22 protein-coding genes are annotated in these 24,749 nt (G+C 54.6%); 2 read left to right on the plus strand and 20 right to left on the minus strand.

The features are described from left to right. Positions 1 to 104 precede the first annotated feature (104 nt). A complete protein-coding gene (locus IE076_RS12495; protein WP_209009072.1) occupies positions 105 to 689 on the minus strand; it encodes a hypothetical protein in 585 nt (194 codons plus the stop codon). Positions 690 to 924: 235 nt separating this feature from the next. Between IE076_RS12495 and trmFO the strand changes: the two genes are divergently transcribed. Continuing rightward, positions 925 to 2,322, plus strand: coding sequence for a methylenetetrahydrofolate--tRNA-(uracil(54)-C(5))-methyltransferase (FADH(2)-oxidizing) TrmFO (trmFO, locus tag IE076_RS12500; protein WP_189437133.1), 1,398 nt, complete (start codon positions 925 to 927; stop codon positions 2,320 to 2,322). Positions 2,323 to 2,376: 54 nt separating this feature from the next. Here trmFO and IE076_RS12505 read toward each other — a convergent pair whose 3' ends face one another. The 5 genes from IE076_RS12505 to yajC form a co-directional block, all read right to left on the minus strand. Further along, entirely contained in the window at positions 2,377 to 3,237 is an 861-nt protein-coding gene (locus tag IE076_RS12505; RefSeq protein ID WP_189437134.1) for a phytoene/squalene synthase family protein, read from the minus strand. Between the two features lie 20 nt (positions 3,238 to 3,257). Further along, positions 3,258 to 3,662, minus strand: coding sequence for an Mth938-like domain-containing protein (locus IE076_RS12510; RefSeq protein WP_189437135.1), 405 nt, complete (start codon positions 3,660 to 3,662; stop codon positions 3,258 to 3,260). A gap of 144 nt (positions 3,663 to 3,806) precedes the next feature. Beyond that, positions 3,807 to 4,748 (minus strand): protein translocase subunit SecF, encoded by a 942-nt coding sequence (gene secF, locus IE076_RS22855; protein ID WP_189437136.1) that lies wholly within the window; start codon positions 4,746 to 4,748, stop codon positions 3,807 to 3,809. A gap of 15 nt (positions 4,749 to 4,763) precedes the next feature. Next, the gene (gene secD, locus IE076_RS22860) at positions 4,764 to 6,368 is read right to left on the minus strand and encodes a protein translocase subunit SecD (protein WP_189437137.1); all 1,605 of its coding nucleotides are present in this window, start codon (positions 6,366 to 6,368) and stop codon (positions 4,764 to 4,766) included. Positions 6,369 to 6,463: 95 nt separating this feature from the next. Beyond that, on the minus strand, positions 6,464 to 6,793 hold the full coding sequence (gene yajC, locus IE076_RS12525; protein ID WP_054662061.1) for a preprotein translocase subunit YajC: 330 nt from the start codon (positions 6,791 to 6,793) through the stop codon (positions 6,464 to 6,466). A gap of 314 nt (positions 6,794 to 7,107) precedes the next feature. Between yajC and IE076_RS12530 the strand changes: the two genes are divergently transcribed. Then, complete coding sequence (locus IE076_RS12530; RefSeq protein ID WP_189437138.1) at positions 7,108 to 8,001, plus strand: ATP-binding protein; 894 nt, start codon at positions 7,108 to 7,110, stop codon at positions 7,999 to 8,001. A 147-nt stretch (positions 8,002 to 8,148) separates the two neighbouring features. Here IE076_RS12530 and IE076_RS12535 read toward each other — a convergent pair whose 3' ends face one another. From IE076_RS12535 to IE076_RS12600, 14 genes are all read right to left on the minus strand, one after another. After that, the gene (locus tag IE076_RS12535) at positions 8,149 to 9,897 is read right to left on the minus strand and encodes a peptidoglycan DD-metalloendopeptidase family protein (RefSeq protein WP_189437139.1); all 1,749 of its coding nucleotides are present in this window, start codon (positions 9,895 to 9,897) and stop codon (positions 8,149 to 8,151) included. Between the two features lie 89 nt (positions 9,898 to 9,986). Continuing rightward, positions 9,987 to 10,679, minus strand: a complete 693-nt coding sequence (locus IE076_RS12540) for a protein-L-isoaspartate O-methyltransferase family protein (protein WP_189437140.1) — start codon at positions 10,677 to 10,679, stop codon at positions 9,987 to 9,989. A 66-nt stretch (positions 10,680 to 10,745) separates the two neighbouring features. Next, positions 10,746 to 11,510 carry a 5'/3'-nucleotidase SurE gene (gene surE / locus IE076_RS12545; RefSeq protein ID WP_189437141.1) on the minus strand — a complete coding sequence of 255 codons (765 nt, stop codon included), beginning with the start codon at positions 11,508 to 11,510 and terminating at the stop codon, positions 10,746 to 10,748. Positions 11,511 to 11,596: 86 nt separating this feature from the next. Next, a complete protein-coding gene (gene serS / locus IE076_RS12550; protein ID WP_189437142.1) occupies positions 11,597 to 12,877 on the minus strand; it encodes a serine--tRNA ligase in 1,281 nt (426 codons plus the stop codon). 71 nt (positions 12,878 to 12,948) lie between these two features. Next, the gene (gene tatC / locus IE076_RS12555; protein WP_189437143.1) at positions 12,949 to 13,737 is read right to left on the minus strand and encodes a twin-arginine translocase subunit TatC; all 789 of its coding nucleotides are present in this window, start codon (positions 13,735 to 13,737) and stop codon (positions 12,949 to 12,951) included. A gap of 3 nt (positions 13,738 to 13,740) precedes the next feature. Next, positions 13,741 to 14,238: a Sec-independent protein translocase protein TatB gene (gene tatB / locus IE076_RS12560; RefSeq protein ID WP_189437144.1), complete on the minus strand. Its 498-nt coding sequence runs from the start codon at positions 14,236 to 14,238 to the stop codon at positions 13,741 to 13,743. A 169-nt stretch (positions 14,239 to 14,407) separates the two neighbouring features. Next, positions 14,408 to 14,653: a twin-arginine translocase TatA/TatE family subunit gene (locus IE076_RS12565; RefSeq protein ID WP_189437145.1), complete on the minus strand. Its 246-nt coding sequence runs from the start codon at positions 14,651 to 14,653 to the stop codon at positions 14,408 to 14,410. An 82-nt stretch (positions 14,654 to 14,735) separates the two neighbouring features. Then, positions 14,736 to 15,818, minus strand: a complete 1,083-nt coding sequence (locus tag IE076_RS12570) for an ABC transporter ATP-binding protein (protein ID WP_189437146.1) — start codon at positions 15,816 to 15,818, stop codon at positions 14,736 to 14,738. A gap of 57 nt (positions 15,819 to 15,875) precedes the next feature. Further along, entirely contained in the window at positions 15,876 to 16,592 is a 717-nt protein-coding gene (gene scpB / locus IE076_RS12575) for an SMC-Scp complex subunit ScpB (RefSeq protein WP_189437147.1), read from the minus strand. Beyond that, on the minus strand, positions 16,589 to 17,422 hold the full coding sequence (locus tag IE076_RS12580) for a segregation and condensation protein A (RefSeq protein ID WP_189437435.1): 834 nt from the start codon (positions 17,420 to 17,422) through the stop codon (positions 16,589 to 16,591). Before IE076_RS12580 ends, scpB begins: the two co-directional genes overlap by 4 nt. A 100-nt stretch (positions 17,423 to 17,522) precedes the next feature. Then, positions 17,523 to 18,536, minus strand: coding sequence for a beta-N-acetylhexosaminidase (nagZ, locus tag IE076_RS12585; RefSeq protein WP_189437148.1), 1,014 nt, complete (start codon positions 18,534 to 18,536; stop codon positions 17,523 to 17,525). A gap of 73 nt (positions 18,537 to 18,609) precedes the next feature. Continuing rightward, entirely contained in the window at positions 18,610 to 21,528 is a 2,919-nt protein-coding gene (locus tag IE076_RS12590) for an SPOR domain-containing protein (RefSeq protein ID WP_189437149.1), read from the minus strand. 81 nt (positions 21,529 to 21,609) lie between these two features. Further along, the gene (argS, locus tag IE076_RS12595; protein ID WP_189437150.1) at positions 21,610 to 23,364 is read right to left on the minus strand and encodes an arginine--tRNA ligase; all 1,755 of its coding nucleotides are present in this window, start codon (positions 23,362 to 23,364) and stop codon (positions 21,610 to 21,612) included. A gap of 90 nt (positions 23,365 to 23,454) precedes the next feature. Then, positions 23,455 to 24,672, minus strand: a complete 1,218-nt coding sequence (locus tag IE076_RS12600; RefSeq protein ID WP_189437151.1) for a deoxyguanosinetriphosphate triphosphohydrolase — start codon at positions 24,670 to 24,672, stop codon at positions 23,455 to 23,457. Between the last annotated feature and the right edge of the window lie 77 nt (positions 24,673 to 24,749).

Below are 24,749 nucleotides of genomic sequence, written 5' to 3' on the forward strand. Positions count from 1 at the left end.
AAGCCAATCCTCCAGCATGAAAGCGCGATGCCAGAATGCTCGCAAAACACGCGTCGCTCGCTACTATCGGATGTCTCTCATGATTTTGTGCATAACATTCCGAGTCACTTGGTGACCGGCTGCTCCAAATCCGCGCTGGTCATTCGCAGCCATCTGGACAGCGGCAGGATATCCGGGGGCTCCCCATTACTCAGGCGCCAGCTATCCACCACCCAGGGTGTGCCGGTGGTCGTGTCCACCACAACGGCAGAGGCATGCGGGTATTTCAAGTCCAGAAAGAAGCCGCGCGAGGCTGGATGCGTCACCCGGTGGTATTTGAGCCATCCCTGCGAGCTAAGGTAGGTTAGCAGGCTCGTGGTATTCGTTGCCTCATCAAGGCAATCCATCTGCCCCCTGACCTTGCTATGAGACATATCGAGCCCGCCAATATCGTTGGAGGACCCGACCACGGGCCCAAGCCGCCGCTCTTGCCACTGCACCGCACCGGAAATTGCAGCCCGCTCCGCCTCTGGGCTTTCACTACCCCGCTGCAGAATCTGGTGTAAATGGCGCTTATCTTGCTCGCTGAATGTAACTGGCGTTCGATATTCGCAGCCGAACCCGTGGCAGATATAAAGCGTGTTGCCCTTATTCTCCTGCGCGCCCATTTTGGCGTACCACGTACTTGGCTGCGCATTAATCTGGCTCATGCAGGCACTTAGGCCGATCACACCAAGCGTAATCGCAAAGCCCCGGCAAAACACCGAGAAACTCTTTTTCGCAAAACACACGTGTTTATGTGAATCACTTTGCACAACCATGGAAGATTGATGGCCTAAATGATTGAACTGAGCAAGTTCTGAGGCTAAGCAATCCGCAAGCAAGAAAAACTTTGGCTTCTATGGACGTATTAGCGCAACAGAAGCCCAGTCGATTGGATAGGAAATGACGAAGCAACCCATACACGTGGTTGGTGGCGGCCTGGCAGGTTCCGAAGCAGCCTGGCAGATTGCAGAAAAAGGCCTGAAGGTCGTCCTGCACGAAATGCGCCCGACACGTGAGACCGATGCACACAAAACAGACGGCCTTGCAGAATTGGTATGCTCCAACTCATTCCGCTCTGACGATGCTGAAAACAACGCAGTTGGTCTGCTCCACGCCGAGCTACGCGCAGCTGGCTCTCTAATCATGAAATCTGCAGATGCCAACAAGGTACCTGCGGGTGGCGCTCTGGCTGTTGACCGCGACGGCTTCTCCGAAGCTGTGCAGGCAGCACTGGAAGCCCATGAGAATGTCGAGATCATCCGCGAGGAGATCACCCAGATTCCGTCCGCGGAAAACGGTCAGGTCATTCTGGCAACCGGCCCGCTCACGTCTCCGGCCCTCTCCGAGCAGATCCTCAAGGCAACCGGCGAAGACTCCCTCGCCTTCTTTGATGCAATCGCGCCGATTATTCACACCGAGTCCATCAATATGGACAAGGCCTGGTATCAGTCCCGCTACGACAAAGTCGGCCCGGGCGGGACCGGAAAAGACTACATCAACTGCCCGATGGACAAAGAGCAGTATGAAGCCTTTATCGACGCATTGATCGGCGGCGAGAAAACCTCCTTCAAAGAATGGGAAGAAAACACACCCTATTTCGACGGCTGCCTTCCTATTGAAGTGATGGCAGAACGTGGCCGCGAAACCTTGCGCCATGGCCCAATGAAACCAATGGGCCTGACCAACGCACACCAGCCAGACATCAAAGCCTACGCAGTTGTCCAGCTGCGTCAGGACAATGCTCTGGGCACGCTGTACAACATGGTTGGATTCCAGACCAAACTGAAGTACGGCGCACAGGCGGAGATCCTCCGTATGATCCCAGGCCTGGAAGACGCTCAGTTCGCACGTCTTGGCGGCCTGCACCGCAATACCTTCCTCAACTCCCCTCGTCTTCTGGATGAGCAAATGCGTCTCAAGGTCCTGCCGCACGTACGCTTTGCAGGCCAGATCACTGGCTGTGAAGGCTATGTGGAATCCACCGCCGTTGGTTGTCTGACTGGCCTGTTCGCAGCCCATCAGGCACTTGGGACAGACATTGCACCTCCGCCAGTAACAACTGCATGCGGCGCAATCGTCAACCACATCACCGGCGGCCACATTGATCGTGAAGATGGCTCAGGTCCGCGCTCATTCCAACCAATGAACATCAACTTCGGTCTGCTGCCCCCACTGGACGAGATGCCAAAGCATCCGGAAGGCAAACGTCTGCGCGGCAAGGAAAAGACCCGCCTGAAAAAGCAGGTCATGGCCAAGCGTGGTCTGGATGATTTCAAGGCATGGGTTGCCAACGTATAAAGCGTTCAAAACCAGCCACAAGAAACAGGAAAGGCCGGAAAGTCCGGCCTTTTTCTATGTGCGGGAGAGTTTCGCAAGGCGCCGCGACGTACGCCACATATGCCACATCCGTTGCATATGTGAGGCACCACCGGTCATATGCAACGGCTCATAACCATCCTTCTCCGCCTCCTTAAAGAACAGCTCTACCTGAAACACAGGCAGGAATGCAGGTAAGACAGTCGGGTCAATCCCTTTCAGTCCCGTTTCACAGTCGCCGAGATGTTTTTGGCTCACCGCAACCATTGCTTTGAAGATTGCCTTGACGCCATTATCTGAAACCTTTGCCCTCAAGGAACTGGCGTGCACATCGTGGCGCTTCAATATCTCATCAGGAATGAACTGCTGCTGACGTGAAGCCTGCAGGGCCAGCGTCTGCATAAGTCCGGAAAGCGCATACGCAACCCCGCCATGCCCACAAGCATCGGAAACCTGCCGGTCTGCTGGCTTTCCGCTCAAAATCATGCAGGCAAGCAGCACCACAACCGAACTGGTTTCACCGCAATAGCCTTCCAGATCATTCAAAGTTGGCATCGGGTCGGAATAAAGATCAAACCGGCGTGCCGAAATCAGATTGAGAAACGGCTCACGCGGCAGTTTATGCCGCTCGATCGTCTCCAAAATCGCTTGCGCAACCGGATTTTGCATCACATCGCCGTGGTTAGTACCGCTTAGCGCATCGTGCCACCATTGCAGGCGAATTTCTCCGGGCATCGGTTCATTGACCAGCTCGCGAATACGCGCAATCTCGCAGGCAAACGCATAAAGCGCAAGCAAACTCGCACGAGCCTCGTCCGGCGCATATAGCGCGCTCAGATACCGGTCATAGGAAAAGCGTTTTACAAAATCATTGCAATAGGAATCGGCCTGGCTCATTGCTGGGTCCCATGTTTAGATCAGGTGTAATCGACAGCAATAAAGACAGCCGCCACGGCGCGGTCTTCTCCAAGCATCACGTTATAGGTCCGCACAGCAGCACCCGTGGACATGCTGTCCACCATGATGCCCTTTTCGCGAAACGGCCCCTTGCGGGCCTCTGGAAACGGCTTCAGCTCATCCCCGCAACCGATCAAAAGCACTTCAATCCCGTCAGCTTCCTGAAGGATCTGGTCCAGCGCCTCATCGGTAATCTCCTCAAAGCACGTCGGCGACCAGCCATACACACCGGAAGGCACACACATCAAAGATCCGCGGTGGGACATGTCGGCAAATCGAAACCCGCCGTTTCCGTAGGCGTCAATCTGTGCCCGTCCAGGAAAATGCGCATCCCGCAGTTCCAACGGCTCTCCACGTTTTCCCATAATGACCTCCGGTGGGCTGTTCGGCCCAGTATACGTGCAAACTGATAGACCCTGTTTAATTACACTCAAAAGAATGTCCAATAGAAAATGGGGCTGACCACAACTGTGCTCAGCCCCATCCAAAACCCTAGCTGTTTCTGCAAGTTACGCAGATTTTGAAGGGGACGTTACGTCCTCTTTCCTGTCAAAAGCATTGGCGCGAAGCTTCATCAGCATGAGCAACGGCGCCGCCAGGAAGATAGAAGAGTAAGTACCGATCACGATACCGAAGATCATCGCCAGCACGAAGGACTGGATCACTTCACCGCCCAAGAAGTACAACGCAAACAGCGCCAGCAACGTGGTCACAGATGTCATTGTTGTACGGGACAGGGTCTCGTTGATGGACTTATCGAGCAGCTCTTCGAGAGAAAGACGCTTATAACGACGCAGGTTCTCGCGAATACGGTCATAAACAACCACCGTATCGTTGAGCGAGTAACCGATGATCGTCAGCACTGCCGCAATACTGGACAACGTAAAGTCCAGTTGCAGAAGCGAGAACAATCCAATCGTCAGCAAGATATCATTGAAGGTGGTTATGATCGCGCCAACTGCGAACTGCCATTCAAAGCGGAACCAGATGTAAAACATGATCATGACCAAAGCAGAGCCCACAGCCAGCACACCTGCATAAGCAAGCTCACCGGACACGCGCGGCCCAACCACTTCAGTTCTGCGGAATTCATAGTCGTCGGCAAAGGTTGCACGAACGCTTTCTACCACATCCTGCTGCGCACCCTCTTCATCGCCCTGGGATTCAATACGGATCAGAACTTCAGAGGGATCTCCAAATTCCTGTACCTGTACATCACCCAGATTAAGTGCACCGAGAGACTGGCGAACTTGAGCAAGATCGGCAGGGCCGCTCTTGGACCGCAATTCGATCAGTGTACCGCCTTTGAAGTCAATGCCGTAGTTCAGACCAACTGTCAGGAACAGCACGACGGCCAGAACCGCAACAATTGCAGACAACGGAAAACTCAAAACCCGCCAATGCATAAAGCGGAAATTGGTTTGCTCCGGAACAAGTCTAAGAAGTTTCATGAGGCATGCTCCGCATTAAATTGGCAGTTTGGATGGACGCTTGCGCTTCACCCACATTGCAATGAGGAAACGCGACACAGTGAACGCTGAGAACACCGTGGTGAAAATCCCGACCATCAACGTCACAGCAAAGCCTTTGACAGGGCCAGAGCCGATGGAGAACAGGATCACAGCCACAATCAACGTTGTGATGTTTGCATCCAAAATTGTGCCAAGTGCACGGCTGAAACCAGCATCGATCGAGCCGATAGCAGACCGCCCTGCCCGTGCTTCTTCACGAATACGTTCATAAATCAGCACGTTGGCATCAACCGCCATACCAATCGTCAAAACGACACCCGCAATACCCGGCAAGGTCAACGTCGCCTGAAGCGTGGTGAGAACACCGAAGATCAGGAAGATGTTTGCCGCAAGAGCCAGGTTCGCAATCACACCAAACTGCCCATAGGCCGCCAGCATGAAGAGCACCACGGCAGCTGCCGCTACAAGAGACGCGATTTTACCGCTATCAATGGAATCCTGACCAAGGCCCGGCCCAACGGAACGCTCTTCAACCACATCCAAACGCGCCGGAAGCGCACCTGCACGCAGCAGAACAGCAAGGTCATTTGCTCCATCAACAGTGAAGTTACCGGAGATCTGTCCAGAACCACCAGTAATTGCCTGACGGATAACTGGAGCTGTAATCACTTCGTCATCCAGCACGATTGCAAACGGCTGTCCAACATTGGCACGGGTCACATCTGCAAAGATGCGGGCACCAGTCGTGTTGAAGCGGAAGTTCACAACAGGCTCATTGGTCTGCTGGTCAAACGCGACAGAGGCGTCCTGCAGCTCTTCACCAGTCAGCAGCGGTGCTTCATCCAGCAGGTAAGGCTGTCCATCAGCACCTTCAACAACGATCGTACCAGCTGGTGGACGTCCCTGAAGTGCCTGAGACGCGCTCATTTCCTGACTGACAAGATGGAAGGTCAACTGTGCGGTTGCGCCAATAATATCCTTCAGACGCTGAGGATCGGACTCGCCCGGTGCCTCAACAAGGATACGATCAGTACCCTGACGCTGAATGGAAGGCTCCGTGGTGCCCAGTTCATCAACACGGCGACGGATCACCTCAATGGACTGGCTCACAACCGAAGCAAGCCGCATGTCCAGCCCTTCTTCGGAAAAGACCATGCGGAACAGGCCGTCGCCCTGAGGCTCAAGCACAAATTCATTCACCGTAGCTCCGCCAAAAACGCCGGAGTTAAGCGGATTTACAAGTTCGGAAAGACGTTGTTCAGCTTCGTCAAAGCGTGTGTTGTCACGAATGCGCACCTGCACGCCGTCACCCTGAATACCCAGTCCGGTATAACCGATCCTCGGGTTTTCGCGCAGGGCCTGGCGGATGCTGCCAACCAGCTGAATGAACTGCTTTTCCTTGTAATCTTCCTTATCAACCTCGTAGAGCAGATAAGCGCCGCCCTGAAGGTCGAGACCAAGTACAATCTGGCGTTTTGGCATAAAGTCCGGCCATGACTGTACGGTGCTTGCCGGGAAGAAGTTCGGCAATGTGGTTAAGATACCGCCCAGCACCACAACAATAATCAGGGCGATTTTCCAACGCGCGAAATGAAGCATGAGTATATGCCCCGTCCTAGTATGGGCAGACCGCTCTTACCGCGGCATATGCCGAAACAGGAGAGCGGTCTGAAGCTACAAGCATCAAGGCGCGATTATTCGCCGTCCTTGACAGGTTCACCTTTGGAGCGAACCTCCTGGATCATGGCGCGAGCAATACGCACACGCGTACCTTCCGCAATGTCCACCTGCAGTTCAGCTTCATCAACAACCTTGGCAACTTTACCAATCAGGCCACCAGCGGTCACAACTGTATCGCCACGGCGCAGATTGTTCACCATCTCCTGATGAGACTTCATCTTCTGACGCTGAGGCCGGATGATCAGGAACCACATAATCACAAAGATCAGAACGAATGGCACGATGGACATAAGAACGTCCGGTGCACCACCTGCGACCTGTGCGTAGGCAGGGGTAATAAGCATTAGTTTCTCCTTACCACAGATTCCAAAAGAACCTGATGGCGTTCATTAAACAATTGGCGAAGCAGCCCTCACCAAAAATGACCTTGGCCCGAAAGAACAAGGATTTTGCGCTGGACTATACAGTCCACTCCAGTGTTTTCAAGGCATTGACATGCTAACTGGGACTTTCCCCAAGAGTATTGGTCATGATACAGCTGTAGATAGGGATACTTGACCCCGGATCAAAGAGCTGAACCGCCCCCGAGACAATTTTTTGCCTCGTTTATTTGCGTATTACGCACGCCAGCGTACCTGAGTTAATCACGTGGATACACATGACCACTAATGAAAACACTTCTGAAGTCGCCCTTCTTACTTCCAAACTGGACGAAATTGTCGCCCTGCTGGCAAGCTCGATTCCAACACCTCCGGCGCCCGTCAATTTCGACGAAGCCGATGCGTTTGTATTTCACCCGTCCCCGTTTAAGCTCGCTCCCGTCCCCAAAGTCAACCGGGTTGATATTAGTCTGCTAAAGGGTGTCGATCACTCTAAGAAAATGTTGATGGACAACACTGTCAGGTTCGCCGAAGGCTTTCCCGCCAATAACGTGCTCCTGTGGGGTGCACGAGGCATGGGCAAGTCTTCATTAGTGAAATCCGCTCATGCAGCCATCAACGCAACATACGCCCACTCAAAAACCTTCAGAAAGCTCATTCTTATCGAGATCCACCGCGAGGACATCGAAGCTCTCCCCGCACTCATGAACGAGCTACGCGGCCAGCCCTGCAACTTCATCATCTTCTGTGATGATCTGTCCTTCGACGGTGACGACACTAGCTATAAGAGCCTTAAAGCAGCACTCGATGGCGGAATTGAGGGCCGTCCGGAAAATGTTTTGTTTTATGCAACATCCAACCGCAGGCACCTGCTGCCGCGCGACATGATGGAGAACGAACGCTCCACGGCCATTCACGCCAGTGAAGCGGTTGAGGAGAAAGTCTCTCTGTCCGATCGCTTTGGCCTTTGGATCGGCTTCCACAAGTGTTCGCAAGACGAGTATCTGGATATGATCAATGGATATACGGAGCACTTCGGCCTGAAGATAGAGCCGGACCTATTGCGCGCACAGGCTCTGGAATGGTCAACCACCCGTGGCGCCCGCTCTGGTCGTGTGGCATGGCAGTTCATTCAGGATCTTGCAGGCCGCCTCGGCCAGAAACTCTCGTAAGAGCTGAGATACTCCCACAAAAAGCAAGAGCACGCCGTGCCAGTGTCAACAACACGGCGTGCTCTGGTACGAAGAGGCCTCCCAGCGCTTTTCCCCGAAAAGATCAGCAGTAAGGAATCCTCCCCCTTATTATTCTTCAAAATCCGGTTAGGACCGCGGCAAATGGTTCATCGGATCGACCGGCTTATTGTCCTTACGAAGCTCAAAGTGCAGCTGAGGCTGTGTTACTGAGCCGGTTGCACCGGCCATGGCAATGGTCTGTCCACGGCGTACAACATCCCCACGGCGCACCTTTAGCTCCTTGTTGTGGGCATAAGCTGAGACCCAGCCATTATCATGGCGGATCAAAACCAGATTTCCAAAGCCCTTCAACTCGTTACCAGCGTAAACAATGGTCCCGTCTTCAGCAGCCTTAATGTCTGTGCCCGACGGAACGGCCAGATTGATGCCATCATTTTTGGACCCACCCGGTTTTACGCCAAAGTCTGAGATAATCCGCCCACGCACCGGCCAACGGAAGGTTGCCTCTTCAGCAGGTGCCGCGGCTGGAGCCTTGGCAGATTGAACCGGCTGCACGGGCGCTGGCTCCAGACGAACCATGTCCGATTCCTCCTTGCGCCCTACAGGCAACATCGGAGTCTCAGCCTTCTGAACGCTGGCCGTATGAACAGGCGCAGGCGCAAGAGAGTTGGCAAGCGTACGTTGGGTAGCCACCGGAGGCACAGCAGGCTGCGGCCTCGCGCTCGCTACAGAAACCCGCTTAGGCTTCGGTACAACATTTGCGGAAGTGATATTGGTAACCGCCACCGGACGCTGTGCTGCATAAACCTGCGGCTTGCTCTTTGGTGTGACCGAAACACGCATTGGAACTGGGCTGTTCGCAGGCTGACCTACAACAGGAGCCCCATAAGCAGCTTGCGGAGCAGCTGGTTGCGGGGCGACAATCGGCGCCAAAGACTGGCTGCGATAAGTCGTCGGCTGTTGCTGCTCACGGTACACCTGAGGAGCAACAGGCTGGCGAATAGGCTCCAGCGACGATCCCGGCACAACCGCTGCTGGCGCGCCCTGCTGAATCGGATAGGCAGGCGGTGGAGCATCGCTATAGTACGGCCGTGATCGCTCACCCACGTTACCCGGTGGAATCAACGCCGATGCAATTTGGGTGGTAAAGGCATCACGTGACTGTCTGGAAGCGCTGCTTTGCCCGTTCGCATTCAGCGGTGCAACATAGCGGCCCGGAATGGAAGCGGTGGTCAGATCCTGATCACTACCAGAGGGCAACTGATGCGGCATAACCCGGTCACCGGCTTTCGGAGACCAGTTTGCCTCGCGAACCACCTTCACTGGGATCACAAGGGAGTCACCCGGCTTAAACGCCGAGCTGGCAGTCACCCGGTTGGCACGAAGAAGTTCATTCTTCGGCACACGGTGCCGCCAGGCAAGGCTTTCAACGCTTTCGTTGGGCTGTAGCGTAACAACTTGCCCGCCAACGGGCGTCCACCCGAAATGACCTTCATTAGGTGCTTTGGCAAGAGAAGCTGGAACCCGGGCCCCGGGGCGCTCATCCGCGCTGTCCGAAACACCCTTGTTTGAAAATGTCGGCTGCCAAGTCTGCGACGGATATCCTCCAGATTGCGCCGATCCAGTTGCAACCGGAGCAAGACTCGAGACTGACGCAGGCAACGCACCACTGCGGCTAATATCAGGTCTCAAGCTGTTGGATTGAAGTCCAGGCGTCACAACAACGGCAGTTTGCGCCGGAAATGTCGGGCTATCGACATAATCTGAATACCCAAACCGCTCTATATTACTGTTGCAGCCAGCAAGGCCTGCTGATAGCAAAAACAACGCAACACCGCGCCGCAACCTGGCTTTCTCACGGGAATGAAACTGCATATCCGCCCTACCCAATACAAATAAAAGGCTAATCAGCGTAAGCTTACTGACAACAGAGTTGATAAATACTTAACTAAAGTCTCAATCCCCTACAATTTCGCAGCAATCCCCGGCGTCAATGACAGGTAGCGGAACCTGCCAAGCTCCGTTTCGTCAAGACCGCGCCCACCTTTGTCGTACTGCATCAATTGGCAAAGCCCGCTTTCATGCTTGATCGGCGCCAAAAGACGACCACCTGGCGCTAGCCGGTCAAACAGGAAACCGGGCACGCGATCCAGCGCACCATTCAGGAGAATGCGATCAAACGGTCCACCCTCTTCCTCTTCACTTACAGGTGCAACAAGGCCATCTGCGTGTATCACATCCACATTCGTGATTTTGCAGGACCGCAAACGGTCCCGTGCCAGATCAGCCAGCGTGCGGTATCGCTCCAGCGACACAATGCGATCGCAGATCTTGGAAAGTACGGCGCACTGGTACCCCGACCCGCTGCCAATTTCCAAAAGCGAATGGTCAGGTTTCATTTGCAGAAAGTCCGCCACCTTCCCGATCAGGGAGGGCTGCGTGCTCATCTGCCCGCAATCAATGGGAAACGCACGGTCTTCATAGGCCAGAAATTGTTGGCTCGCTGACAAGAAGATCTTCCGGGGAATAGCTTCCAGCGCGCCCAAAACCACCTGATTCCGCACGCCCTCGGACCGCAACTTCATCACCCACGCCGCTTGTCTGGCAAGGCTCTCGTCAGCGCGGCCCGCTTCATCGGCAAATAGACTGTCATCCATTTTCAACACTCCGTCTATCTGCAGTATGGTGCCTGCTGGCGCTCCAGCAAGCTCCGCTTAATCCGGTCAGGATTTCTCGATAACTTTTTCCAACTTCCCCATCAGCTCATTGGCTGTCAGGTTCAGATGCAATGGCGTAACCGAGATATAGCCTTCTTTCAAAGCCCCAATATCCGTACCCTCACGCGCACTTGGTGCCCGATTATTAAAGGCCAGCCAGTGGTAGGGATTTCCGCGACCATCCCGGCGGCTTTCAATGTAAAGCGAGCCCGCATCGCGTTTGCCCTGACGCACAATCTTAATGCCCTTGACCATGTCAGGCGCATCTTTCGGGAAGTTCACGTTCAGGAGCGTATCAGCGGGCAGCTCAAACTCCAGCAAGTTGCGGATCACACCAACAGCATGCGCCTCTGCCGTGTCATAGCTCGGGCCAAACTCGGAGCCAAACGCATAGGCCTGCGACAGCGCGATGGAGCGAACGCCAAGCAGCGCGCCTTCCATAGCCGCAGCAACTGTGCCCGAATACGTCACATCATCTGCAATATTTGCACCACGGTTGATACCAGACAGAACCAGATCCGGCGGCGTATCCATAATGGAGCGCAGCGCCATAATCACACAGTCCGTTGGTGTCCCACGCACAGCAAAGCGACGGTCATCGATTTTGCGAACGCGCAAAGGATCATTCAAAGATAAAGAATGCGCCACACCGCTCTGGTCTGTTTCCGGCGCTACAATCCAAACATCATCTGAAATTTGCCGCGCAATGCGCTCCAGAACCTCAAGCCCCTCAGCGTGGATTCCATCATCGTTGGTCAGTAAGATACGCATCTTGCAGCAGTTCCTCATGTAATTCGAACTGATCCGACGGAAAGACTACCCCGTCCTCCCGTCAGATAATCGGTTATCCCGAGTGTTTAGGCACCAATGACGTCTACGCCATTCATATAAGGGCGCAGCACCTCAGGAACAGTGATGGTGCCATCAGCGTTCTGATAGTTTTCCATCACCGCAATCAGGCAGCGCCCGACCGCAAGGCCGGAGCCGTTCAGTGTATGAACAAACTTCAGAGCCTTCTCACCTTCCACACGGTAACGCGTGTTCATGCGGCGACCCTGGAAGTCTCCGCAAACAGAACAGGAAGAGATCTCACGGTAAGCATCCTGACCTGGCAGCCACACCTCGATATCGTAGGTTTTACGAGCGCCAAAGCCCATATCACCACCACACAAGGTCACCACACGGTAATGCAGACCCAGCAGCTTCAGAACCTTCTCAGCAGACTCGCGCATGCGCTCCAGCTCATCAAGAGAGCTGTTCTCATCCGTAATAGACACAAGCTCACACTTCTGGAACTGGTGCTGACGCAGCATACCAGCCGTATCACGGCCAGCAGAACCAGCTTCAGAACGGAAGCAGTAAGTCAGCGCGGTCACGCGGATCGGCAAATCAGCTTCAGCAAGCGTTTCACCGGAAACCATGTTGGTCAGCGGAACTTCCGCAGTCGGGATCATCCAGTGACCGGTCGCCTGATCACGGAACTGATCCTCGGCAAACTTTGGCAACTGGCCAGTGCCATAAAGCGCATTGTCACGCACCAGCAGCGGAGGAGAGACTTCCGTATAGCCATGCTCGCGGGTGTGCAGATCAATCATGAACTGACCCAAAGCACGCTCCAGGCGCGCAATCTGGCTCTTCAGAATGACAAAGCGGGACCCGGACATCTTGGCAGCGGCAGCAAAGTCCATACCGCCCAGTCTTTCGCCCAGCTCGTAGTGCTCTTTCGGCTCAAAATCCAGCTCTGGCTTCTCGCCGTGGACGTGAAGCAGAACGTTGTCATCCTCGCTCTCACCCTCTGGCACTTCCTCCAGCGGAATGTTGGGGATAACAGCCAGAGCATCCTCAAGAGCAGCGTTCAACTTGCGCTGTTCTTCTTCGCCGTTCTGAATAAAGCTTTTAATTTCGGCAACTTCAGCCTTCAGGGCCTCGGCTTTTTCCGTATCGCCCTGGCCCATGGCCATACCGATTTCTTTGGATGCGGAGTTACGGCGCTGCTGCGCCTCCTGAAGCTTGGTGGTGTGGGAACGGCGCGCATCGTCCAGTTCAACGAGCAGCAAAGCGCGTGGCTCTTGGCCGCGTTTAGCGAGAGCCGCATCAAGGCTCTCCTGATTTTCACGAATCCACTTGATATCAAGCATAACTTAGTAACCCCGGCAGGTTTGCCTTCTAAACAACCCGCCGGGAATAAGCGATAGAGCAGGAAGAGAGTTTATTCCTCTTCTTCCTTTTCTTTCTCTTCGCGTTTCTTCTCGACGAGCCTTACACAATAGATGGAGACTTCGTAGAGAAGCAGAGTAGGAAGTGCAAGGCCGATCTGTGAAATCGGATCCGGAGGTGTTAAAATTGCCGCAGCAGCAAACGCCCCAACAACTGCGTATTTGCGTTTCCCCTTAAGGGACTCAGAAGTCACAAGACCTGCACGCCCCATAAGCGTCAAAACAACCGGAAGCTGAAAAACCAGACCGAACGCAAAGATAAGAACCATTACAAAGCTCAGGTACTCACTTACGCGTGGCAACATCTCGATAGAGGCTTGCTCGTCAATCCCCATCTGCTGCATGGCAAGGAAGAAGCTCATGGCCATCGGCATAACCAGGAAGAACACCAGAGCTGCACCAATGACGAACAGGATCGGAGTTGCAACCAGATAAGGAATAAACGCGCTGCGCTCATGTTTATAAAGGCCCGGTGCCATAAACATGTAGATCTGGCTGGCAAGCACAGGAAACGCGATAAACAGTGCACCGAACAAGGCGAGCTTCATCTGCGTGAAGAACCATTCCTGCGGCGCTGTATAGATCAACTTCACTTCCATGCTTTCGCCGGCAGCCTCAGAATAAGGCCGGATCAGGAAGTTGAAGATGTCGTTGGAGAAGTAAAAGCAAACCACAAAGGCAATAGCGATCGCGATCACTGACTTCAGGAGGCGTGAGCGCAACTCAATCAGGTGCTCAATCAGCGGCGCACGTGAATCCTCAATCTCGTTATCACTACTCATAAATTAGCTGCCCCGGCTTTCGTCTTTGCTGGAAGGAGTGCTTACCGCATCTTCTTTTGCTTTTTTATTGGAAGCCAGCTCAGCTGAAGAAACCACTTTCTGTTCAGGCATTTCTGCTTTCACAGGTGCAGCTTCCGGTTCACTTTCAGGCTTTTTCTCAGGAGTTTTCTCTCCCTTAAGCGAGCTTTTCACGTCGCTTTCCGCCTGTGTCATGCTGTCCTGAAGCTTCTTCTTTTCGTCCTCAAGGCTCTTTTTCAAGTCGCCAAGTGGATTGAAGTTTTGCGCTGCATCAGCCTGCTTACGCATCTCATCAATGCCAGCCTGCTTCTCCGCTTCTTTCACAGCGTCATTCAAAGTGGACTGAAACTCGCCCGCCATCCGCCGCACGCTGCCAATTGTGCGCCCGATTGTGCGCAACATGCCTGGCAGTTCTTTTGGGCCAACCACTAAAATGGCGACCACAGCGACAAGCAGCAGCTCTGTCCATGCGATATCGAACATAAAGAAGCCGTTTCGTTATTGTCACAATGGCGACCCGTTTCCAGGCCTCATCGATGACGTGTCGTGCCGCTAACGGCACATCCACCAGGGAAAGGAGTGGATCACAAACCATAAGTCAGAATACACCGACTTTCCCTAAACAATTTGCATAGACTACCCTAAAGAACGCTTAGTCCTTTTTTGCGGTGTCTTCAGCTTTTTCCTTGGCGTTTACGGTTTCGCCTGGCGCATGATCGATTACTTTCGGATCTTCCGCCTTTTCCTTAGCGTCCGCATCTTCCTCATTCAGCCCCTTCTTGAAGCTGTTGATGCCCTTTGCAACATCGCCCATCAGCTCGGAAATCTTTCCACGTCCAAACAGTAGAACTACGACAACCGCGATGATGACGATCTGCCAAATACCAATTGAGCCCATCAAACAAACTCCTTAAGAACTCTAAACTGTGTTGTGAGAGACACTACATCCCCTAGATACTAATAGGTAGTATCTAGAGAAATTACCCACTGTGATTTACTGAGGCCTCTCGCTCAAAAACCAAAACGTTCTCTGCGTTTATACACAAGTCTATCACATCATCTGGGTAAAATTGTAAGACATCCCTCGTACGAATACGTAGTGGATGGACTATTCCTTCAACTTTTACGTCCAGAAGGTCTGCTTCACCTGCCATTGCGCGAGAAAGTACTCTGCCCTTGAGATGGCCGCCACCATGACATACCTTTAGGTGATGCGGTCTTATACATATGGTCGCACCTGAGCCTTCTCCAAGACCATTGGCCGGAAAATTGCCGATTGGTGTAACCACACGGTCGCCAACAACTTTTCCGGAAATCTCGTTCAGGTCAGAAAAGAACTTGGCGGCAAACAAACTGTTCGGACGGAAGTAGATATCTTCCGGCGTCGCCAGCTGAACCACTTCCCCGTTGCGCATCAGCGCAATACGGTCACCCACCCGCAAGGCTTCTTCAGGATCGTGCGTCACCACCACCGCTGTGGCACCCTGCATCTTGATCATCTCCAGCGTCTGCGCGCGCACATCATCGCGCAAACGGCTGTCTAAGCCTGAAAACGGCTCATCCATCAGCAAAGTATGAGGCCGCGGAGCCAAGGCCCGCGCCAGCGCCGCGCGCTGCTGCTCACCACCTGACAGGCCGTGCGGGTAGTCATGCACAAACTGCCCAAGACCAACCATCTCCAGCGCCTCACGCGCCCGGCGCTCGGCAACATCAGCAGCAAGGTCAGACAGACCAAACTTCACATTGTCTAGAATCGTCAAATGCGGAAACAGCGCATAATCCTGGAACATCAGTCCCACACCGCGCTTTTCCGGCGGCAGAAAGTGGTGTTCATCGGCAACCACAGAACCATTAATCCGCACACTACCCCGTTGCTGACGCACAACCCCTGCAGCAATGCGCAGCAATGTCGTCTTTCCGCAACCAGAATGCCCCAGCAAACACAGCACTTCTCCGCTTTGTAACGAAATTGAAATACCGCGAACCGCAGGTAACTCCCCATAATGATGGTAGATATTGTCAAACACCAGACGCTCTGATGTTGCGACCTTCTCTGGTCCCATTAGTCCCTCATAAAACTCGCAGATGGCCGCACAAGATTCCCGGCCGCTCTGGATGGTTTATTTTTCTCCGGCGTCTTCTTCAAGTGCGCCAGTTGCAAACATTTCACTTTCATCCAGAGGATCTTCATCCTCCGTCAAATCGATACCGTCGTCCGGCGCAGGCACATGGAAGCTGGCAGGTATGGCGCTGTCCAGCAGCCCGGCCCCTTTCAGTTCTTCCAGACCTGGCAGATCTTTGATGGTTTCAAGACCAAAATGATCAAGGAAATCAAAGGTGGTTCCGTAGGTCACAGGACGGCCCGGCGTTCTGCGGCGCCCACGCATACGCACCCACCCCGTCTCCAGAAGGACATCAAGCGTCCCCTTAGATGTAGAAACCCCGCGAATATCTTCAATCTCTGCCCGGGTCACGGGTTGGTGAAAAGCGATAATTGCCAGTGTTTCCAGCGCAGCACGGGACAGTCGCCGCTGCTCAACCGCCTCCCGGTGCAAGATGAACGAAAGATCCGCAGCCGTGCGAAACGACCAGCGATCCTCACTGGAACGCAGCTGCACACCGCGCTTGCGATAATGCGCCCGCAACCGATTAAGCGCCCCGCGAATATCCCGATCACCCGGAATGCGCTTGCTCAGTTCCGCAAAGCTCAAAGGCTCAGCACTGGCAAAGATCAGAGCCTCAACCATGCGCTCAGTCTCCAAAATCTCGCCGACCTCAGAAGCCTCATTGACCTCATCTGCCGCAGGAGCTTCAAGAAGATCAGGCGGTTTCTTCATAACGGCTCAGCCTCCTTTGCCTCAAGCGCCTCAGCTCCTTCATCCGTATCATTCTCGCCCGGAGTGCGCTGCGAAGCGCGCACATAAATCGTCTCAAACGGCGCCGACTGCTGAATGTCGAGCATCCCCTCACGCACCAGCTCCAAACTGGCTGAGAACGCCGAGGCCATCGCGCTCGCCCGCTCCTTGGGATCTTCCAGATAAGCCGTCAGAAATTGCTCAATAGGTGTCCAAACCGCAACCTGCCCCACAAGGCGGATCAAGATCTCCCGCGCATCCTGAAGCGACCACACCTGCCGCTTTTTCACATGCACCGAGGTCACTGAATGACGCTGGCGCTGCGAGGCATACGCCATCAGCACATCATAAAGCGTGGCAGTCCAGACGCTGCGCCGGTCCACCGAGACAGTCTCGGGAGCACCACGCGAAAACACCTCGCGGCCCAGACGGGCGCGGTTCATCAACTTGGCAGAAGCATCCCGCATCGCTTCCAACCGCTGCAAACGAAACGCCAGCGCCGCCGCCAGCTCTTCACCGGTCGGCTCGTCACTGTCTTTTTGCTGCGGAATCAGCAAGCGCGACTTCAGATAAGCCAGCCACGCCGCCATCACCAGATAGTCCGCTGCCAGCTCCAACCGCAGCCTGCGCGCTTCCTTGACGAATTCAAGGTATTGCTCGGTGAGCGCTAAGATAGAGATCTTGGTAATATCAACCTTCTGGCTGCGCGCCAGCACCAAGAGTACATCAAGCGGACCTTCAAACCCGTCCACATCTACAAGCAGGTTCGGCTCACCAGCCGCGGGCTGCTCTACAGCAACCGCGCTTACCAGCGTCTCTGCTACCTGCTCTGTGGCCTCAATGTCGCTCAAGCATCAATCCTTCTGGTGTGGCTGAATCGCAAGTTGCAGCCTCGCGCCAGCATACACAGTCTCAAACAACTGCGCATAGCTCATCAAACTCCGCCCGCAAACCAGTTTCATCCCCATCAAACACTTGGGTATTTCGCTGCATGGCTGCCTCAAGGCGCGCCGCCCGCTTGCCAGAAACCTCCGGCACAGCCGAGGCAACTACCTGCATCTCGTCCAGCTCGCCATTGCAATGCAAAACCAGATCACAGCCAGCTGCGACAATCTTCTCCACGCGGCTCTTCAGACCACCACCGAGCGCCTTCATGGAAATATCGTCACTGATGAGGACACCGTCAAAACCTATAGTATCTCGGATAACGCGTTGAATAGCATAGGAAGATTGCGTAACAGGATGATCTTCATCAATCTGCTTGAAGACAATGTGCGCCGTCATCCCCATCGGGCAGTCCCGCAGGGCTTGAAACGGCAACAGGTCGCGCTGTGCAAGCTCCTCAAGACTGCATGAGACTTCAGGCAAGGAGAGATGGCTATCAACCAATGCTCGCCCATGCCCCGGCATATGCTTCATCACCGGCATCACGCCCGCCGCCAGACAGCCATCCATAGCCGCTTGCCCCAGCTCACTCACAAGCGTCGGGTCAGAACCATAGGCCCGCAAACCAATAATATCACTTGCACCCGCAACAGGCATGTCCAGACAGGGAATACAGTTCGCACTCAGCCCGAGCTTGCGCAGGTCCAGACCAATCAGCAAGGCATGAAGGTAAGCGGCCCGTTTCGCCGCCGTCTGGTCGCGCTCATAAAGGCGCCCGATGGTGCCCGCAGCAGGATAGACCGGAACATGCGGCGCACCAAAACGCTGGACCCGGCCACCTTCCTGATCAATAAAAACAGGTGCATCTGGGCGCCCGACTGCTTCACGAAAATCAGCACATAAACGGCGGATCTGATCCGCGTTTTCCATGTTGCGCGTAAACAGGATCAGGCCAACCGGTTGCTGGTCCCGAAAAAAGGCCTTGTCCTCAGCACCAAGCTCAGGCCCAAGGCACCCAGAAATGAATGATTTTAAAGACATGGATAAAGCTGGTAGCTTGACGCTGTTACCGCGTCAAGCTCCAAAGCATCGTCCCGAAATCGGGAAACTTGATTTAGTTGCGGCGAACGTAGCAGTCGCCACCAGCAGTTTTAAACTCACCGCAGAACGTGTTGGCGCTGGTCGGTCCGTCAAACGGCACCTGAATGCGGTAGAATACACCCTTATCGCCAAGGTCTGCGCGGGTAATCACCGGTGTAACCAAAGCCATCAGATTTGGATAACGACGGTTATACGAGCGGATCTGCCCACGTGCGTCCTCAACAGTCCGCACAGAAGCAACCTGCACAATGTAAGTTCCGGATGGAATTTCCCCAAGAACACCCTGGCCCGGTGTCGGCGTTGACGCAACTGGCTGTGAGCTCACAGCAGCCGTCCGAGCCCCCTGATTCCCGGTAAGGTTCAGCGGTGCACTGCTCGTACGTGCCGGCGCCTGCGATTGCAGCGGTGCCAGCGTGTTGGAACGAACACTGCTACCCGGGGAGACGGAAGCCGGAACACTTGGCTTGGACTGCGGCACCACACTCACACCCAGAAGCGCGTTACGCGTGTTTTGGCTTGAAGTGGTCGTCGGCGCAGTAGCAAATGCGTTTTGCGTCTCGCGCGTCACAGAAGCGGTCGTAACCTGACGTGTTGTATTTAGCGTTTCATCTGGAAGCGGTGACCACTGATTAGACGGCGTAGTCACCACAGCCGGCGTCGTACTGCCCGTGGTCTGTGGGTTACTGTTACGAACAGTCGCGCTCGTCACCACACGTGGCCGAGAAGAAGAGACCGTGCCGGAGCCAGTGCTATTGTTCTGCACAATCGTCCCATCTGGACGTACGATAACAGTACGCACCTTCTTAGTCGGATTGATATCGAACGCGTTGGAGCGCACAGTATCCGTCTCATCAGCCGCAGGTGGCAACGGTGTTACAGCCGCATCTTCTCGCTGAACCATCTTCTCACCGCTAACCGGCTGAGCCGCTTCCTGTGGCGAGAAAACCTTCGCAGTATCAGTCGTTGGCTGCTCAGAAGGAGACGGCGTCTCTTTCATTGGCGAGGTATCAGCGCGAATAATCGGTGGCGGAGTTGCATCACTGGCCGTTCCGCCAAAGTCGAACATGAAGAAACCCGCACCGCCAACCACGGCAATTGCCACAATAGACGCCGCAGCCATCAGGCCCTTGCGCAGACCACTGCGGCCTGTAACCTCTTCCTCAACCGGAGGCTCAGCAGAAACTCGCGGCACAGCTTGTGGAAGAACACCGCCGTCAAGGCTTGGATCTGCCTTGCGCATCGCCTGAGCCACAGCATCAAGATCATAACCACCCGGAGGCGGCGTAACATCAGCTCCCTGCTTCTTGGCAGCGTTCAATGCTTCCTGATGCGCAGCTTCTGTCTGCGCCAGCTTTTCAGCCGCAGCAGGCCATGACATCTCGTCCAGAGACGGATCATTGGCAACGCTTTCATCCAGCTGCCAGGCATCCTCACCGTCATTGACAAACGGATCGTTCTCTTCAGCAGCCTGCTCGAAATCGGCACTCATGCGCTCAATTTCATTCAGCTCCGCTGCAAGGTTCGCCTCCAGCTCTGGTCCCGGCGCGGACACAGGCTCCTGCGCAATTTCATCTGCGAAGATATCATCAACGCTTGCCTCAAGCTCACTGGCAATATCCCGCTCCACATGCGGTGCAGCAGCCTCAGCAGCAACAGGCGCGTGCAGATCATCATCCAGACTAAACTCCGCCAGCAACGCATCCTCAAGATGCTTCGCCGGAATCACTGTTTCCTCTGCCGAAACTTCTGGAGCAGTCGCGCGCTCTGCAGCCAGCTCAGCACCCGTATCCAACGCAAACGCAGCCATGTCCGGCTCAAAAGCCACAGGCTCGATTACCGGAGATGTCACAGCCGCCGCAGCCACAGCAGGTGCCGCAGCAATCTCTGGCTTAACCGGAGTTGCCGGTTTCACAGGCGCAATATCATCAAGGCTGCCACGCAATTGCGGGGCAATCGCAGGCTCTTCAATCTTTGGCTCTGGCGCATGCACTGGTGGCACGGGCGGCACAGGCTTGGCACTTGCTGCCGCCGCTGTTGCACGCTCTGCAGCACGCTCCGCGCGCCAGCTGTCATAGTCACTTTGGGAAAGCTCGTTCAATGCTTTCGGCTCGTTGGTCGCAGCACTTTGAGCAGGTGCAGGCGCAGGTGCTGGCTCAGCAGCACGCGACGTTTCAACCGGACGTGGAGCTTCATCACCACGGCGCTCAAGACGCTCCCGCAACGTCTGCTCCGGGCGAACATCACGCACACCAACCGCATCAAGCGTCGGCGTTGCACGGCTCACAGCCCGCGGACGGGAGTTCGGCTCCCGTTCCACCTGAGACTGGTTGAGAGACGCAACAAGGCTCTCTTCAAGGTCACGGGAAAGAATATCATCCATTTCCGGCTCTTCAGAAACCTCAGAACCTGAAATCGCCTGCCCCACCGACGTGGAGTCTGGCAAAAGCTTTGCCTCTGGAACAGCTTTTGCTTTTGGAACAGGAGGCAGATCACTCACGTAATCTACGGAGTCCCCCAGCGCATCAGCTGGCCGCGCAGCAGCACTCAGGTCCGCAAACGGATCAACAAATTCCGGAGAAGCTGAAGGTTTTGGAGCAGCAAAAACGGCATCTAGCGCCGCAAATGAATCTTGAGTGGATGCAGGCTCTTGTGCCTCAACTGCACCCACTGAATAGTCATTGGCCACAGGACTTTGATCCTGAGAACCTTGCTCGGCAGACGCCCCACGCTCTTCACTTACTGGGAACAGTGGACGGTCCGATACCTGGCTTTCAACGCGAGAATCTGGACGGTATTGAGCTGTGCTCTCGCCAACAATCTTTGCAAGTTCTACGAGCGGATCTTGATCGCCTGCCCACTGTTGCGGTTCATCGCCTGCCGCTTGCCTGGCAGAAACCTCACCCGGTCCCGGATACTTGGAGCGATTAGTCATTGCAGCGGTGTTTTCCCTTAAATAAGAGGCTCGCAATCCCCACCGCGAACCTCCTGTACTCTACTTAACTGTGCTCAGGCACTAGCGCATTTCATTAGGTGCAGTGACACCCAAAACATTGAGGCCAGAAGCAATAACCTGTGAAACTCCATAGACTAACGCGAGTCGAGCTTTGGTTAATTCTGGCGTTTTATCATTAATAAAGCGTAATTGCGGCTTTTCCTTGCCTCGGGACCAATGTCCATGCAGGGCGCTCGCAAGCTCATACAGATAGAACGCAACGCGGTGCGGCTCGTGATTTTCCGAGGCTCCCTCTACGATTCGAGGCCATTGAGCCATCTTGGCGATCAGGGCAAGTTCACCCTCATCTTCAAGCTGTGTAAAATCTGCAGAGCGCAACTCATCAGCGCTGTTGGAGAACCAATCCAGTTCCTCAGCAGCCTGACGCAGCACAGAATGACACCGCGCATGGCCGTACTGAACGTAAAACACCGGATTGTCTTTTGACTGCTCTTTCACCTTGTCAAAATCGAAGTCCAACTGTGCGTCGTTCTTACGGTAGAGCATCATAAAGCGTACCGCATCCACACCCACTTCATCAACCACATCGCGAAGGGTGATGAAATTACCAGAGCGCTTGGACATTTTGAATTCCGCGCCGCCCTTGAACAGCTTCACCATCTGGCAAAGACGCACGATCACATCCACATCACCGCCGGAGATCGCATTACCGATCGCTTCCAAGCGCTTAACGTAACCGCCATGGTCGGCACCGAGAATAAAGATGATCTCTTTAAAGCCACGCTCGATCTTGTCGCGCATGTAAGCAACGTCCGCCGCGAAGTAGGTGTAGCTGCCATCAGATTTCACCAGCGCGCGGTCACTGTCATCACCGTAGTTGGAGGAGCGGAACAAGGTCTGCTCACGGTCTTCCCAGTCTTCAGGTACTTCACCTTTTGGCGGCGGAAGAGTGCCGTTGTAAACCAGATCACGCTTGCGCAGTGCATCCAGTGTCAGGTCAATCGCCCGACCCTGACCGTGCATGGTCTTCTCAGAAAAGAACACGTCATGTTTAACGTTCAGCGCAGCCAGATCACCACGGATCATGTCCATCATCTTGTCAACGGCATAGCCCTTCAGCAGCGCAAGACGCTCCCCCGGATTCATCTCCTTCAGCTTGTCACCAAACTCTTCCGCCAGTGCCTTACCGACTGGAATAAGGTATTCACCCGGATAGTACCCCTCTGGGATCTTGCCAATATCCTCACCCAGCGCTTCGCGGTAGCGCAGGAAGGCAGAGTTCGCCAGCGTATCAATCTGGGAACCCGCATCGTTGATCACGTATTCACGGGTCACGTCGTAACCGGCAAACTGCAACAGGCTCGCCAACGCGTCACCCACAACAGCACCGCGAGTGTGCCCCACATGCATAGGGCCGGTCGGGTTAGCGGAAACGTATTCCACATTCACCTTCAGGCCCTCACCACGCGTGGAGGCGCCAAACTTGTCGCCCTTGGCAACAATATCGCCCAGCACACGCTCCCAAAGACCCTTGTTCACGCGGATGTTGATGAAGCCAGGTCCGGCAACATCAACAGCTTCAACTTCACTGTCGGCGCGCAGGCCTTCCGCAATCTTTTCCGCAAGATCACGCGGCTTCATCTTCAGCTGTTTAGCCAGCACCATGGCAGCATTGGTTGCCAGATCGCCATGAGCAGCATCCCGAGGTGGCTCAACAGTCACACGTCGGAGATCCAGCTCCGGCGCGTCAGCAGCAAGGTCGAGACCCTGAACTACACTGTTTACCCTTTCGGCGAAGTCTGCAAAGATGTTCATTTTTAATAGCCTAGTTTGACAGGTCACAGAGCCTCGAAAAGCTGAAGCTTCGCGAAAACCCCATGCATTAATAGTGTTTGAATTGGCGCATTACCCCAGTTCAGGGGTATCGTCAAATAATCGTCGGTGTTCCTCAATGGCATAACGATCTGTCATGCCTGCAATGAAGTCGCAGACCCTGCGGGCCACCACCTCATCACACTCGCCTTTCAGCCCGTCACACCACGGTTCCGGCATTCTTTCCGGCGCTTTAATGTAGCCATGGAACAAGTCCCGAACCACCTTGGCAACCTTCCTGCGAACCGCCAGAACGCTTTCGTGCCGGTATAGATTAGCGAATAAAAACACCTTCAACTCGCGCTCTTCTCGCGCCATTTCAGTTGAAAAGGCAATAACAGGTCCATTTGCATCGCGAATATCCCCGCATTTCTTGGGCGAAAGCTGTTTAATTCGCGAAATACTCTCCCCAATCACGTCCTCAACCATGCCAGTAATACATCTGCGGCCAATTTCGTGAATCCGCCGTGCATCCTCAAGGCCCGGATATTTCTCGTCTATCTCATCCAAGATCCGCTTCAGATAAGGCACATCCCTCATCGCTTCAAAACTGAGCAGCCCGGCCCTCATCCCGTCATCAAGATCATGGGCATCATATGCAATATCATCAGCAATCGCGGCCACCTGCGCCTCAGCGCTCGGCCACGACCACAGCATCAAATCCTGATGCTTGGCATACTCACTCACCGCAAACGGTAAGGGCTTACCCTCAAGCTTCCCGCAAGGCACGCCAAACTGATCTGTCAGCGGCCCATTATGCTTCACAAGCCCCTCCAGCGTTTCCCACGCCAGATTAAGCCCGTCGAACTCTGCATACCGCCGCTCAAGGTCCGTCACGATGCGCAAGGACTGCGCGTTATGGTCAAACCCACCATAATGCGCCATGCACTCATGCATCACATCCTCGCCCTCATGCCCGAACGGCGTATGGCCAAGGTCATGGGCCAGCGCCAGACACTCCGCCAGATCCTCATCCAGCCGCAGTGCACGTGCCAGTGAACGCGCAATCTGCGAAACCTCGATTGTATGCGTCAAACGTGTGCGAAAGTGATCACCCTCATGATACACAAAGACCTGCGTCTTATGACTCAGCCGCCGAAACGCCGCTGAATGGATAATGCGGTCGCGGTCACGCTGGAACGGGGTGCGTGTCGGACTGTCGCTTTCGGGAAAAAGCCGCCCCCGGCTCAACTCCGGATCAACCGCATACTCCGCTCTTGGCTGAGCGCCGTATCCTAACGTCTTGACCATACCTTATCCCCTACCCGCAATCATCTGAAACTGTCCGCACGGCTGGACCCGTTTTTCGTATCACAGCAAAGACATAA

The sequence above is a fragment of the Pseudovibrio japonicus genome, from assembly GCF_014651595.1.
Classification (GTDB): domain Bacteria; phylum Pseudomonadota; class Alphaproteobacteria; order Rhizobiales; family Stappiaceae; genus Pseudovibrio; species Pseudovibrio japonicus.